The organism is Streptomyces sp. BYX5S (assembly GCF_054724165.1).
Map to the genome: position 1 here is coordinate 6,558,339 of NZ_CM138829.1, position 12,856 is coordinate 6,571,194.

16 protein-coding genes are annotated in these 12,856 nt (G+C 70.4%); 1 reads left to right on the forward strand and 15 read right to left on the reverse strand.

Going from position 1 to position 12,856, the window contains the following annotated elements; genetic code table 11:
- Nucleotides 1-109: 109 nt before the first annotated feature.
- From ACYBSK_RS29515 to proS, 15 genes are all read right to left on the reverse strand, one after another.
- The gene (locus tag ACYBSK_RS29515; RefSeq protein WP_460243953.1) at nucleotides 110-1,732 is read right to left on the reverse strand and encodes a YifB family Mg chelatase-like AAA ATPase; all 1,623 of its coding nucleotides are present in this window, start codon (nucleotides 1,730-1,732) and stop codon (nucleotides 110-112) included.
- A complete protein-coding gene (locus ACYBSK_RS29520; protein WP_460243954.1) occupies nucleotides 1,732-2,109 on the reverse strand; it encodes a YraN family protein in 378 nt (125 codons plus the stop codon). The genes ACYBSK_RS29515 and ACYBSK_RS29520 overlap by 1 nt, the downstream gene beginning before the upstream one ends.
- Nucleotides 2,110-2,229: 120 nt before the next feature.
- Complete coding sequence (locus ACYBSK_RS29525) at nucleotides 2,230-2,538, reverse strand: DUF2469 domain-containing protein (protein WP_457480296.1); 309 nt, start codon at nucleotides 2,536-2,538, stop codon at nucleotides 2,230-2,232.
- Between the two features lie 55 nt (nucleotides 2,539-2,593).
- Nucleotides 2,594-3,106 carry an NUDIX hydrolase gene (locus ACYBSK_RS29530; RefSeq protein WP_457480297.1) on the reverse strand — a complete coding sequence of 171 codons (513 nt, stop codon included), beginning with the start codon at nucleotides 3,104-3,106 and terminating at the stop codon, nucleotides 2,594-2,596.
- Entirely contained in the window at nucleotides 3,099-3,836 is a 738-nt protein-coding gene (gene lepB, locus ACYBSK_RS29535) for a signal peptidase I (RefSeq protein WP_460243955.1), read from the reverse strand. The genes ACYBSK_RS29530 and lepB (ACYBSK_RS29535) overlap by 8 nt, the downstream gene beginning before the upstream one ends.
- Nucleotides 3,837-3,929: 93 nt before the next feature.
- Complete coding sequence (gene lepB / locus ACYBSK_RS29540; RefSeq protein ID WP_460243956.1) at nucleotides 3,930-4,904, reverse strand: signal peptidase I; 975 nt, start codon at nucleotides 4,902-4,904, stop codon at nucleotides 3,930-3,932.
- Entirely contained in the window at nucleotides 4,792-5,904 is a 1,113-nt protein-coding gene (gene lepB, locus ACYBSK_RS29545) for a signal peptidase I (RefSeq protein ID WP_460243957.1), read from the reverse strand. Before lepB (ACYBSK_RS29545) ends, lepB (ACYBSK_RS29540) begins: the two co-directional genes overlap by 113 nt.
- Nucleotides 5,897-6,601, reverse strand: coding sequence for a signal peptidase I (gene lepB / locus ACYBSK_RS29550; protein ID WP_457480301.1), 705 nt, complete (start codon nucleotides 6,599-6,601; stop codon nucleotides 5,897-5,899). The genes lepB (ACYBSK_RS29545) and lepB (ACYBSK_RS29550) overlap by 8 nt, the downstream gene beginning before the upstream one ends.
- Nucleotides 6,602-6,679: 78 nt before the next feature.
- Nucleotides 6,680-7,030: a 50S ribosomal protein L19 gene (gene rplS, locus ACYBSK_RS29555; protein ID WP_457480302.1), complete on the reverse strand. Its 351-nt coding sequence runs from the start codon at nucleotides 7,028-7,030 to the stop codon at nucleotides 6,680-6,682.
- Between the two features lie 132 nt (nucleotides 7,031-7,162).
- A complete protein-coding gene (trmD, locus tag ACYBSK_RS29560) occupies nucleotides 7,163-7,984 on the reverse strand; it encodes a tRNA (guanosine(37)-N1)-methyltransferase TrmD (protein WP_457480303.1) in 822 nt (273 codons plus the stop codon).
- A complete protein-coding gene (gene rimM, locus ACYBSK_RS29565) occupies nucleotides 7,981-8,535 on the reverse strand; it encodes a ribosome maturation factor RimM (RefSeq protein ID WP_457480304.1) in 555 nt (184 codons plus the stop codon). Before rimM ends, trmD begins: the two co-directional genes overlap by 4 nt.
- Nucleotides 8,536-8,633: 98 nt before the next feature.
- A complete protein-coding gene (locus ACYBSK_RS29570) occupies nucleotides 8,634-8,873 on the reverse strand; it encodes an RNA-binding protein (RefSeq protein WP_014176063.1) in 240 nt (79 codons plus the stop codon).
- A gap of 2 nt (nucleotides 8,874-8,875) precedes the next feature.
- Entirely contained in the window at nucleotides 8,876-9,295 is a 420-nt protein-coding gene (gene rpsP, locus ACYBSK_RS29575; RefSeq protein ID WP_457480305.1) for a 30S ribosomal protein S16, read from the reverse strand.
- Nucleotides 9,296-9,491: 196 nt separating this feature from the next.
- Entirely contained in the window at nucleotides 9,492-10,088 is a 597-nt protein-coding gene (locus ACYBSK_RS29580) for a hypothetical protein (RefSeq protein WP_457480306.1), read from the reverse strand.
- A 196-nt stretch (nucleotides 10,089-10,284) separates the two neighbouring features.
- Complete coding sequence (gene proS / locus ACYBSK_RS29585) at nucleotides 10,285-11,700, reverse strand: proline--tRNA ligase (protein WP_460243958.1); 1,416 nt, start codon at nucleotides 11,698-11,700, stop codon at nucleotides 10,285-10,287.
- A 276-nt stretch (nucleotides 11,701-11,976) separates the two neighbouring features.
- On the opposite strand from proS, the gene ACYBSK_RS29590 reads away from it, so the two are divergent.
- Nucleotides 11,977-12,843: an SAM-dependent methyltransferase gene (locus ACYBSK_RS29590; RefSeq protein ID WP_460243959.1), complete on the forward strand. Its 867-nt coding sequence runs from the start codon at nucleotides 11,977-11,979 to the stop codon at nucleotides 12,841-12,843.
- The last annotated feature ends 13 nt before the right edge of the window (nucleotides 12,844-12,856 follow it).

Here is a 12,856-nt window from a genome sequence, read left to right on the forward strand (position 1 = left end):
TTCCACATCGCCCCGTCGCGGGGCCCGGACCCACACAGGGCTTGAAAACCCGAGCCGCCGCAGCGGCTTGCCCGACCGTGATGCCTCCAGGGCTTGAAGGCCGCCCCCGTCACACCCCCGCCCCGATCGTCATCGGCACCCCGCGCGAGATCCCGGTCCGCAGTTGCAGCGCGAGTGCCACGTCCTGGGCGAACGGGCGGTCCCGGCCCGCGAGGTCGGCCACGGTCCAGGCCACCCTCAGCACCCGGTCGAGCCCGCGCGCGGTGAGGAAGCCGCGCTCCAGGTCGAGCTCCGCCTCGTCCAGGGCGCCGGGAGCCGCGGGCCACCGGGTGCGCAGGGCGTGGCCCGGCACCTCGCTGTTGAGCCGCCACGGGCTGTCGGCGAATCGGGCAGCCGCCCGCTGCCTGGCCTCCCGCACCCGGTCGGCGACGGTCCGGGTGCTCTCGCCGCGCGGCCCGAATCCCGCGAGTTCGTTGCGCGTGATGGCGTCCACCTCGACGCGGAGGTCGACGCGGTCGAGCAGCGGTCCCGAGAGCCTGGCCTGGTAGCGGCGGACCGTGGCCGGCGGGCAGTCGCACTCACCGCCCAGCGCCCGGTACTGCCCGCACGGGCAGGGGTTCGCGGCGAGCGCCATGAGAAAGCGCGCGGGCAGCCGCACCACCCCGGCGCTGCGCGCGATCGTCACGTGGCCCGACTCCAGGGGCTGCCGCAGGGCGTCGAGCGCCTTGCCGCTGAATTCGGGGGCCTCGTCGAGGAAGAGCACGCCCCGGTGCGACAGCGAGACCGCTCCGGGCCGGGCGACCCCGGGCCCGCCGCCCACCAGGGACTGCATGGTCGCCGAGTGGTGCGGGGCGCAGTAGGGCGCGGTGTCGATCATCGACCTGCCCGGGGGCAGCATCCCGGCCACGGAGTGGATCGCGGTGACCTCCAGCGCCTCCTCGCGGGTGAGGGGCGGCAGGACGGCGGGGAGCCGCTCGGCCAGCATCGTCTTGCCCGCACCAGGCGGCCCGGACAGCATCACGTGGTGTCCGCCGGCCGCCGCGACCTCGATCGCCGTGCGGGCGGACAGCTGCCCGACGACATCGGCGAGGTCGAGCCCCGGCCCGTCGTGCGCGGAGCCGCCGAGGCCCGTGCCGACGCCGCTGCCCGGCATGCTGAGGCCGGCGAGCATCGGATCGGGCCGCCCCGACTCGGGCACCGCGTCCTCCTCGGGCACCGGCTCGTCCGTCAGCACGGCGATGAGCTGGCGCAGGCTGCGGACGCCGAGGACGGAGACGCCCGGCACGAGGGCCGCCTCCCCCGCCGTGCACTCGGGGACCACGACCTGCTCGTAACCGGCGTCGGCGGCCGCGAGCACGGCGGGCAGTACGCCCCGCACCGGCCGCACCCGCCCGTCCAGACCCAGCTCCCCGATCATCACGATGTCGGCGAGGACCCGTGGGTCGATCCGCTCGGACGCGCCCAGGACCGCGCACGCGACAGCGAGATCGAACCCGGAACCGCTCTTGGGCACGGACGCCGGGCTGAGCCCGACCGTGAGTTTCTTCTGCGGCCAGTCGCCCCCGGAGTTGACCACGGCGGCCCTGACCCGGTCACGGCTCTCCACCAGGCTCTTGTCGGGCAGCCCGACGAGGGTGAACGCGGCGACGCCCGGTTCCAGGTCCGCCTGCACCTCGACGACGACGCCCTCGACGCCCACCAGGGCCACGGAACACGTACGCGCGAATCCCATCAGGAGACCCCCCGCACGTGCTCGACGCGGGGCGCTCCGCGGTCGGGCAGCAGCACGCCGACGAGATCGATGCGGACGCCGCCCGGTGGCGCTCCCCCGTGCTGCTGCACCCAGCGCTCGGCGAGATCGCGCAGCCGGGCCGCCTTGACCGGCGTGATCGCGGCCATCGGGTGCTCGAAGGCCCCGGCGGCGCCGTCCTGCCTCCTGCGGGTCTTGACCTCGCACACGACGACCGCGTCGCCGTCGCGCGCCACGATGTCGATCTCGCCCGACCTGCCCGCGCGCCAGTTGCGCGCGAGCACCGTCATCCCGGCCTCGGTCAGCCGCCGCGCGGCCAGATCCTCGCCGTACTTCCCCAGTGCTCCCCGTGCGTTCACGTCGCACCACCTCCGGCACCCACGCTGACGTGTGCGCGAACCAGAAGTGGATCTTGGTGAACTACCTACGGGTTGTGGAAAACCCCGTCACCCGGCCGACTCGGTCACCGCCCGGCCGACTCAGCTGCCCGGAAGCTCCAAGTCGTTCTTGTTCAGCTCCTCGATGTTCACGTCCTTGAACGTGAGCACCCGGACCTGCTTCACGAATCGAGCGGGCCGGTACATGTCCCAGACCCAGGCATCCGCCATCGACACCTCGAAGAACACCTCACCCTGGACCGAGTGCACCTGCATCTCGTAGTCGTTGGTGAGGTAGAAGCGCCGCTCGGTCTCGATCACGTATTTGAACAGACCGACGACGTCGCGGTACTCCCGGTAGAGCTTCAGCTCCATCTCGGTCTCGTACTTCTCGAGGTCCTCGGCGCTCATGGCATGTTCCCCTTCAGCCGTGCGTCCCCCTATTGTGCGCCAGCCTCGTGCGCCTCTAGACGATTTCCGTGTCGAGGATCTCGGGCCGGCCCGGGGGACCTTCGTCGAGCAGCCGCGTCAGCAGCTCGGCGAGTCTGGTCGGATACACCGTCTCATGCGCCTCGACCAGTTCCCGGCACGTCCACCAGCGCGCTCCCACGACGCTGCGTCGCTCCAGGTCGGTCAGGCCCGTCTCGTTGATCTCCCCGAGTCCCGCGGAGGGCGTGCTCGTACGGGCCAGGAAGTACCACTCGTCCTGGTCCCAGCGTCGGCCGTCGAAGGGGAAGGAGCAGATCCGCTGCCACAGCACAGGCCCCAGTTCGACGTCGGTGATGCCGGTCTCCTCTGCCAGTTCCCGCAGGGCGGCCTCCTCACGCGTCTCGTCGCCCTCCAGACCGCCGCCCGGCGTGAACCACCAGTCGTTCGCCAGGTCGCCCGGCTCGTGCCCGTGTAGCAGCAGGATCCGCCCCTCGGGGTCGAGCAGGACGACCCGGGCGACCCTGCGCAGTTCTTGGCCGAGTTCAGGCACGGGCAGGCTCCGGGGTCCGGCCGCGCGAGCGCTGCGCACGCTTCGCGATCGGGCCGTACGCCGCCCCGCCGAGCACCAGCACGGCGCCCACCACGATGGCCGCGAGGATCGTCTTCACCGGTCCCGGCTGCGAGATGCCGCCCGGCAGCGCCTCGAACCCGGTGGGCTTCTGCATGCCCGCCATGGGCCACGCCAGGGCGTCCACGCGGCCCTGCACGGCGCCGCGCTCCACCGAGCCGTTCTCGCTGTCGCCCAGGTGCATGCTGGAGTCCATCGAGTCCGAGCGGTGGTCGCCGAGCAGGAAGAGCCGGCCCTGCGGGACGGTCGTGGTCTTGATGCCGGTGAGCGAGGCGCTCTCGCCCTTGGGGAGGTACGGCTCGTCGATCTGCTTGCCGTTGACCGTCAGTTTGTCGTCCGTGCAGCAGGCGATCTTGTCACCGCCGACGCCGACGACGCGCTTGACCATCGGAACGTTTCCCCAGGTCGCTTCCTGGAAGACCACGACGTCACCGCGCTTGACGTCACTGCCGTCGATCCGCTCCGCGAGGACACGGTCGCCCGCCTTGATCGTCGGGTCCATGGAGTCGGTGGGCACCGTGTACGGCTGGTACACGATGGCGCCCCAGACGAACCCTCCCAGGAAGAGCACACAGCCGAGGGCCACGGCTATGCCGGACAGCGCGCTGCCGACCTTGCCGTGGCCCTCATTCGTACGACGCGTCCTGCTCATCCCAGTTGCTCCCCCGGTTCGGAGAAATCGATCTCGTCGAACCGGCCCCGGAACGGCGCGGACCACAGAAGATCGGCGATCTGGGACGGCACACTACCCCGCGCTACCAGTCCCAGAAACCCTGGTGTTCCCCTCGGTAACGCGCTGGTTGATCTTGCGCCTGCGCCACAGCACCAGAGGCGCCGCACCCGCGAGTCCGAGCGCGCCCGGAACGACGTTCGCCGCGGCGCCCAGGCCCGACTGGTCGAAGGTGTCCGGCACCGGCAGCGTCGACCAGTGCGTGGGCGGCCAGGCCACGACGATGGCGCGTCCTACGACGTTGTCGACCGGCACGAAGCCGTCGTTCTTGTCGTTCTGGTGGTAGCGCGAGTCCATGGAGTCCTGGCGGTGGTCACCCATGACCCAAACTTTGCCCTCGGGAACCTTCACCTTGAACGTTCCACCCGCGTTGTCGTCGGTGCACGGGGTGTTGCCCGGGTAGACGTACGGCTCGTTCAGCGCCTTGCCGTTGATCTTGAGCGGGCCCGTGCCGTTGCACTCGACGGTGTCGCCGCCGACGCCCACGACGCGCTTGATGAGGTCCTTCTCGTCGGCCGACGGCATCAGACCCACCCAGCTGAGCACCGTCTGCACCGCGTTCGGCTCCGCCGTCGGCTCGCCCGCCAGCCAGTCCGCCGGGTCGTGGAAGACGATGACCTCGCCGCGCTCCGGCTCCGAGCCGAACCACGGGGTGAGCTTGTCGACCAGGACCCGGTCGCCGATCTTCAGCGTGTTCTCCATCGACGCCGACGGGATCGAGAACGCCTGGACCAGGAAGGTCTTGATCAGCAGCGCCAGGACGAGAGCGATACCGATGAGGAGCGGCAGCTCCTTCCAGAAGGAACGCTGCTTCTTGGGCCCGCCGCGCTCGGCGCCGCCCTCTGCCGTGTCGCTCGCGGGAGCGGCCGTCGAGCCGTCACCCGTCTCCGGGGCCGGACCCTCGGGACCCGGACCCGCCGCGCCGTCGGTTCGTCCGGGCTCCTCTTCGGGACCATGCCCTGACCGTGCGCCGACCGCCAAGTCCCCCACATCCACTCCTCACTCCGTGCCGCTGCCTGATCCGTATCCGATGCAGGCCCACCACTCCCATAACGAGCGGGAGTTCCGCAGGGGTCGGGAGGGGGATAAATCCGTCCGAATCCGAAGCGTTCGAGCCCGGTCCGGCACCGTACGTGGAGGCCACCCTATGCGACGTTCCTGAGGCTGTGGTCGACCCGTCCCCTTGCGCGTCGGCCACGGCGGCGAAGGTCGTCGGTTCCTCCAGCGAGGCCCAGTGCCCGATCGGCCAGCCGATGAAGCGGGCCCGTCCCACGACGTTGTCGACCGGCACGAAGCCGTCGTTCTTGTCGTTCAAGTGGTAGCGCGAATCGGCCGAGTTGGCCCGGTGGTCGCCCAGCACGAACAGTCGCCCCTCGGGCACCTTCACCGAGAAGTCGAACTTTGAGGGGGCGTTCCCCGGGTGGATGTAGGAGCGCTCTTCGAGCGGAGTCCCGTTGACCGTGACGCGGCCCTGCTTGTCGCAGCACTTCACGGTGTCGCCGCCGACGCCGACGACCCGCTTGATGAGGTCCCGCTCGTCGTCGGAGGGCAGCAGCCCGATCCAGGTCAGGCCTTCCTTGACCTGCTTCACGCCGACCGGGGCGTTCTTCTTCTGGACGGCCTCCTGCTTCAGCCAGTTGTCCGGGTCGTTGAAGACGACGACGTCACCGCGCTGCACCTGCGCGCCGAACCAGGGGGTGAGCTTGTCGACCAGGACCCGGTCGCCGATCCTGATCGTCTGTTCCATGGAGCCCGAGGGGATCACGAAGGCCTGCACGAGGAACGTCTTCAGTACGAGGGCGATGGCCAGGGCCACGCCTATGAGGAGGGGTATCTCCTTGAGGGCAGAGCGCCTGCGGCGCCGCTTCACCTTGCGGGCGAGCTTGCGCCGCTCGGCCCGGCCGGGCTGTGCGGGGCCGCTGGTGGGCCTGCTGCCGGTGGGCAGCCGCTCGTCGCCGTGGTGACTGCGGGACTTGCCGCGCCTACCCATGGGCGCCGCCGGCGGCGGGCACGCGCGCGTAGATGTCCTCACGCGACAAGGAGTGCCAGTGTCCGGTCGGCCAGGCGATCCACTCGGCCCTGCCGATCACCTGGTCCACGGGGACGAAGCCGCCGCCCGGCGCGCCCAGGTAGTCGCGGGAGTCACGGGAGTCGCTGCGGTGATCGCCGAGCAGGAAGAGAGTGTCCTCGGGAACCACGATGTCGAAGGGCACCGCCGAAGGCTTGTCCCCGGCGTGCAGCACGGAGCGCTCGTCCACGGACTTCCCGTTCACCTCGACCCTCCCCTTGCTGTCGCAGCAGACCACGTGGTCTCCCCCGGTGCCCACGACGCGCTTGATGTAGTCGCCCTCTCCGAAATACCCACTGCCGTCGAAGACGACCACATCGCCGCGGGTCGGCTCGGCACCGAAACGGTACGCCAACTTATTTACGAGAACGCGGTCCCCGACCCTCAATGTGCTCTCCATGGAGCCGCTGGGGATCTGGAACGGCTGCATCACGAAGACGGTGAACGCCAGCAGGAACGCCAGGCACAGCAGGACGGACAGGGTGATGCGGCCGCCGGGCAGCCAGTCGGCCACCCCGGACAGCAAAGAGGAGCGCGACCGGCCCTCCTCGCCCTGTGAGGTGTTCTCGTGGGGCTCGGAGGAACGGTCGCGCTCCTCGTGCTGTGCTGTGGTGTCCATCGAGGCCAGATGCTATCCGGCCGCTCCCTGGACTCCGCAGGCGAGATGCGCCGGCGCCCCCTGGGGGCGCCGAGCGGCTCAGTTCTCGCGCTTCTCCTTGATCTTCGCGGCCTTGCCGCGCAGCTCACGGAGGTAGTACAGCTTGGCGCGGCGGACGTCACCACGGGTGACGAGCTCGATCTTCTCGACGATCGGCGTGTGCACCGGGAAGGTGCGCTCGACGCCGACGGAGAAGGAGACCTTGCGGACCGTGAAGGTCTCGCGGACACCGGCGCCCTGGCGGCGGATGACTACGCCCTTGAACTGCTGCACACGGGAGCGGTTGCCCTCGATGACGCGGACGTGCACGTTGACGGTGTCACCGGGACGGAAGTCCGGGACGTCGCTGCGCAGCGAAGCGGCATCGACGGAGTCGAGCAGGTTGGACATGATCGTCTGCTTTCTTCGTCGATGCCACAGGTCATCGACGGGAGGTATGCGATGAGTTTCGGTAGCTGATCGCGTCGGGCCTTGCGTCGTTCCCCCTGTGGCAGGGGCGCAGGCTGGACGTACAGCAGCGGCCTATTCTTCCACGACCCCGGGCGTCGGCCCAAATCGTCCGTCGGGACGGGGGCCCCAGCCCAGGATCGAGAGCATTTCGCGGTCCTTCTTGTCGAAGGCCTTGGGGTCGGTGCGCTCGATCAGGTCGGGCCGGTTGCGCACGGTGCGGCGCAGCGCCTCGTCGCGCCGCCAGCGGGCGATCTTGCTGTGGTGGCCGCTGAGCAGCACGTCGGGGATGTCCCGGCCGCGCCACTCGGGGGGCTTGGTGTAGACGGGGCCTTCGAGGAGGTTGGCCATGGCGCCGGGCGCGAAGGAGTCGTCCTCGTGCGAGGCGGCGTTGCCGAGGACGCCGGGCAGCAGCCGCGCCACGGCCTCCGTGATCACGAGGACGGCGGCCTCGCCGCCCGCGAGGACGTAGTCGCCGATGGAGACCTCGTAGACCGGCATGCGGGTGGCGTACTCGTCGATGACGCGGCGGTCGATGCCCTCGTAGCGGGCGGGCGTGAAGACCAGCCAGGGGCGCTCGGAGAGCTCCACGGCGAGTTCCTGGGTGAAGGGGCGCCCGGAGGGCGTGGGGACGACCAGGACGGGCCCCTGGGCCCCGCTCTCGTACCCCTCGGCGAGCACGTCGTCGAGGCAGTCGCCCCACGGCTCGGTCTTCATGACCATGCCGGGGCCGCCGCCGTAGGGGGTGTCGTCGACCGTGTTGTGCCGGTCGTGCGTCCACTGCCGCAAGTCGTGCGCGTGGACGTCGAGTTGGCCACGCGCGCGGGCCTTGCCGACGAGGGAGACGTTCAGCGGTTCCAGGTACTCGGGGAAGATCGTGACGATGTCGAGCCTCATGCGGACTCGTCCCCCTCTTCGCGCGAGGACGCGATCTCGGCGCGGTCGTCGATGAGGCCCGGCGGCGGGTCGATGACCGCCTTCTGCTCCTCGAGGTCGATCTCGGTGACGATCTCCTCGACGAACGGGATCATGACCTCGCTGCCGTCGGGGCGCTCCACGATGAACAGGTCCTGCGAGGGCAGGTGCGAGATCTCCGTGATCCGGCCCACCTCGGTGCCGTCGACCGTGACGACGTCGAGGTCCATGAGCTGGTGGTCGTAGAACTCGTCCTCTTCCTCGGGCAGTTCCTCGGGGTCCACCTCGGCGATCAGGAGCGTGTTGCGCAGCGCCTCGGCGCCGGTCCGGTCGCGTACGCCCTCGAAGCGCAGCAGCAGCCGGCCGCTGTGCACCCGGCCGGACTCGATGGTGAGCGGTCCCGCGGACGCGGGGTCGGTGCCGAGCCGCGCGCCCGGACCGAGCCGCAGCTCGGGCTCGTCGGTGCGCACCTCGATGGTGACCTCGCCCTTGATGCCGTGGGCGCGGCCGATGCGCCCCACTACCAACTGCACGTCCGAAACTCTCCTGTCAGCCCACCACGGGGCACAAACGAATCGGGCCGGGGACGGCTCGTAAGCCCTCCCCGGCCCGAGCCGGTGTTCAACTTTTCTCAGCGAACCTGGTCGACGTCGACGAGGTCGACGCGGACACCACGGCCGCCGATGGCACCCACGACGGTTCGCAGGGCGCGCGCGGTGCGGCCGTTGCGGCCGATCACCTTGCCGAGGTCGTCGGGGTGTACCCGGACCTCGAGGACGCGGCCCCGGCGCAGGTTGCGCGAGGCGACCTGCACGTCGTCGGGGTTGTCGACGATGCCCTTCACGAGGTGCTCAAGAGCCTCCTCGAGCATGCTCAGGCCTCGGTCGACTCGGACGCGGCCTCGGCCTCGTCCTTCTTCTCAGCCTTCTTCTTCTGGGTGATGGCCTCACCCTTGGGCTCGTCCTCGGTGGCCAGCGCCTCGAAGGAGGGGCGGGCGGCCTTCGGCTCGGCGACCTTCAGCGGCTCCGGGGCGGGCAGGCCCTTGTGCTTCTGCCAGTCACCGGTGAGCTTCAGGATGGCCATGACCGGCTCGGTCGGCTGCGCGCCGACACCCAGCCAGTACTGGGCGCGCTCCGAGTCGACCTCGATGCGCGAGGGGTTCTGCACCGGGTGGTACAGACCGATCTCCTCGATCGCACGGCCGTCACGGCGGGTGCGGGAGTCGGCGACGATGATGCGGTAGTGAGGCGAACGGATCTTGCCCAGACGCTTCAGCTTGATCTTGACTGCCACGGGAGTGGTGTCTCCTGGTCTTGACGTGGGTGGGCACGGCGAGATTGCCGCGTGGGGTTGCGGTACCCGAGTGCCCGATGGACGCGTCAGCCGGAGGAGAGAGGGGTCCTGTGCGACTGTCGAGTACAGCTAGCCATTGTGCCACACGTCCCCGGGGCGGCCGAATCCCCCCGACCGCCCCCACCAGGAGAGCCACTCAGCCCGCCGCGACGCCGACGACCTCCGGAATACGGAACGGCTTCCCGCAGCCGCCGCACATGATCGGGGCCTGCGCGAGCACCGACGGCACGACGCGGACGTTGCGCCCGCAGTCGCAGACCGCCTTGACGCGGACGCCGCCCCCGGAGGAGCCGTGCCGCGCGGCCGGGCCGCGGAAGCTGCGCTTGGTGTCCGCGGCGGTCGCCACGGTGTGCGCCTTGAGGGCGCGCTGGATCCGCTCGATCGTCTGCCGGTAGCGCTGCTTCGCCTCGGGGTTGAGCGTGACCAGCGAGAAGCCGCTGCTGGGGTGCGGCTCCTCGGGATGGTCGAGGCCCAACTCCTCGGCGATGGCCAGGAATCTGCGGTTGTGATAGCGGCCGGCGCGCGAGGTGTCGCGGATTCCGCGCGCGGCTGCGATGCCGTGGACTGCTTCGTGAAGGAGTCGCTCGAAGGAGAGCTCGCGTCCACAGGCGGACGACGACTCGCCGATCAGGGATTCGGGCGCGGCTAGATCCGGCAGCTCGGAGTGGTGCCGCTGAATGTCGGCCCACGCCCCTGCCAGCTCTGCGGCGAGAACAGGTGGTGTCGTGCTCACGTCGTGACAACGAGCCGAGGTGCCTCCGTGTTCCTATTCCGGGGCATCCCAAATAATTTGCACGTACCAGTCAGTTGTCGCTGATGCGTCCCGACGAGGGCGGGTGCGCCGATCTGCGGAGAAGGCTCACAGCTCGCACCAAGGTGGTGCGTAGTGGAATGTACGCCCTCGGCGCGCGCCCTCCCGGCAACCGCGCCTAGTACGCGCGCGCCACGACCGCGACGTTACCGGCCGCGTCGTCGGCGTCCGGCACCGCCCCTTCCGGTGTGATCAGGCACCGTACGGAGACGCCGTGACCGGCCAGCTCGTTCTCGCCCGCCTCGCCGAGGGTGGCCCACGGGATGCGCGCCCAGCCGCCCGCGGAGGTCGCCTCCAGGGCCTCGGCGACCGTGGTCACGTCGGTCGTGCGCAGCTCCCGCCGCTCGCGTGACTGCGCGAGCAGCAGCGCCTGGTCCTCGTCCAGGATCTTGGGCAGCACCGCGGTCAGGGCCTCCAGGGCGACGGAGGTCTTGCCGCCGGGGATGCGCCGGGCGAGCATCCCCGTGCCGTTCTCCAGGTCGCGGGGCCCGATCTCCACGCGTACGGGCACACCCTTCAGCTCCCAGTCGACGGCGCGGCGCCCGAAGGGGACGTCGGTGCGGTCGTCCACGTGGACCCGGATTCCCGCCTTCTTAAGAAGGGCGCCGATTTCGCGCACCTTGGTCAGCACGGCCTCGTCGCCCTTGATGGCGAGCACGACGACCTGGGTGGCCGCGAGGCGGGGCGGTACGCGCAGTCCGTTGTCGTCTCCGTGCATCATCACCAGGGCGCCGATCATGCGGGTCGTGGAGCCCCAGGAGGTCTGCCAGACCAGTTCCTCCGCGCCGTCCTTGGACAGGTAGCGGGTGTGGAAGGCCTTGGCGAAGTTCTGGCCGAGTTCGTGGCTGGTGCCCATCTGGAGGGCCTTGCCGTCACCCATCATCCCTTCGAGGGTGAGCGTGTTGATGGCGCCGGCGAAGCGCTCCTTGGGCGTCTTGCGCCCAAGGAGGACGTCCATCGCGAGGACGTTCTCCATGAAGTCGGCGTAGACGTCCCGGTGGATGCGCGCGGCGAAGTCGCGCGCATCCTCGTAGGTCGCGTGCGCCGTGTGGCCCTCCTGCCAGAGGAACTCCGTCGTACGGAGGAAGAGACGGGGCCGCAGCTCCCAGCGGACGACGTTCGCCCACTGGTTGATGAGCAGCGGGAGGTCCCGGTAGCTCTGCACCCACTTGGCGAAGGAGGCGTTGACGATCGTCTCGGAGGTGGGGCGGACGACGGCGGGCTCCTCCAGCTCCTTGCCGCCGCCGTGCGTGACCACGGCGAGCTCGGGCGCGAAGCCCTCGACGTGGTCGGCCTCCTTGGTGAGGTAGGACTGCGGAATCAGGAGCGGGAAGTACGCGTTCTGCGTGCCCGTCTCCTTGATGCGGTCGTCCATCTCCCGCTGCATCCGCTCCCACAGGCCGTAGCCGTACGGTCGGATGACCATGGTGCCGCGCACCGGACCGTTGTCGGCCAGTTCGGCCTTGGTGATCAGATCCTGGTACCAGCGCGGAAAGTCTTCCGACCGGGGCGTGAGAACACGGGTTGTGGCCATGTCGCGGATGCTACGGCGCGGGCCGCGGGGCATTCGAGTCCTTTTCGCCCGGATGCCCGTGTGCACCCGTCATATGACCCCTTGGGGGCGCACGACGGTGCACGCGTGCAATGTCGCCGCGCCTGCCAAACACCCCCTAGACGTGACGGACGTTGCGGAGTTCCCTGGCATACGGGGGGAGTGCGAGCAGCGCGCGCACGCGGCCGGACACCACGCGGACGGCCGGACAGCACAGCGACAACTCTCGGCATCTCTCGGTTGATTGGGGCACTTTCGATGACACCTACGCTCGTGCGGCGGCAGTTCCCGCAGGCGGCGCCCGCGCCGCGGTCGGACTTGTGCGCACGCGCGCGTGACTGGGCGGAGATCCAGGAACGGATGCTGGTGCCGCTCTACGAAGCGGTGTACGAGCGCCTTGAGGTCGGTCCCGGTACCCGGCTCCTGGGGCTCGACTGCGGTTCCGGACTCGCCCTCCTGATGGCGGCTTCGCGCGGCGCGGCCGTGACCGGCGTCGAACCCGCGGAGCCCGAGCGCCTGGCCCTGGCCAAGGAGCGGCTGCTGCCCGAGGGCGCGCCGCGGTCGGGCGAGGCGGCGGACGCGCGGCTCACGACGGCCGACGTCGCGGACCTCACCGCGACGGAGCCCGGCGGGGGCCCGTACAGCGTGATCACCGACTTCCAGCCGATCGGCTGTGTGGACGGGGACTCCGAGGGGCTCTCCGCGCGCCTGGAGCGTGTGGCGCCGATGGCGGAGCGGGGCGCCGCCGTGGTGCTGGCCGGCTGGGGTCCACCGGAGCGCTGCGCCACGTCGTCCGTCCTGCGGGTGGCCACCCGGCTCGCCGACCCGCTGCGCAGTACGGGCAGTTGGCGTCCCGCCCTCCGGGACGACCTGGAGGACGTCGCGAAGCGGGCGGGGCTGCGGCCCGACGGTTCGGGGCGGGTGGCCTGTCCCTTCGGGTACGCGGACGCCGAGAGCGCGGTGCGCGGGCTGATGTCCACGGGCCTGTTCGACGCCGCCGTGGGGGCGACGGACCCGGCGCAGGTCGACAAGGAGGTGTCGGAGGCGCTCCAGGCGTATGTGCGCGGCGACGGCACGGTGTGGATGCCGAACGTCTTCCGCTACCTGATCGCCCGGACCCGGTGACCCTCCACGCCAC

Coding starts and splice junctions, on each gene's coding strand:
- ACYBSK_RS29515 (WP_460243953.1), bottom strand. CDS start 1,732: ATGGGATTCGCGCGTACGTGTTCCGTGGCCCTGGTGGGCGTCGAGGGC.
- ACYBSK_RS29525 (WP_457480296.1), bottom strand. CDS start 2,538: ATGAGCGCCGAGGACCTCGAGAAGTACGAGACCGAGATGGAGCTGAAG.
- lepB (WP_460243955.1), bottom strand. CDS start 3,836: ATGAGCAGGACGCGTCGTACGAATGAGGGCCACGGCAAGGTCGGCAGC.
- lepB (WP_460243957.1), bottom strand. CDS start 5,904: ATGGGTAGGCGCGGCAAGTCCCGCAGTCACCACGGCGACGAGCGGCTG.
- lepB (WP_457480301.1), bottom strand. CDS start 6,601: ATGGACACCACAGCACAGCACGAGGAGCGCGACCGTTCCTCCGAGCCC.
- rplS (WP_457480302.1), bottom strand. CDS start 7,030: ATGTCCAACCTGCTCGACTCCGTCGATGCCGCTTCGCTGCGCAGCGAC.
- trmD (WP_457480303.1), bottom strand. CDS start 7,984: ATGAGGCTCGACATCGTCACGATCTTCCCCGAGTACCTGGAACCGCTG.
- ACYBSK_RS29570 (WP_014176063.1), bottom strand. CDS start 8,873: ATGCTCGAGGAGGCTCTTGAGCACCTCGTGAAGGGCATCGTCGACAAC.
- proS (WP_460243958.1), bottom strand. CDS start 11,700: ATGGCCACAACCCGTGTTCTCACGCCCCGGTCGGAAGACTTTCCGCGC.
- ACYBSK_RS29590 (WP_460243959.1), top strand. CDS start 11,977: ATGACACCTACGCTCGTGCGGCGGCAGTTCCCGCAGGCGGCGCCCGCG.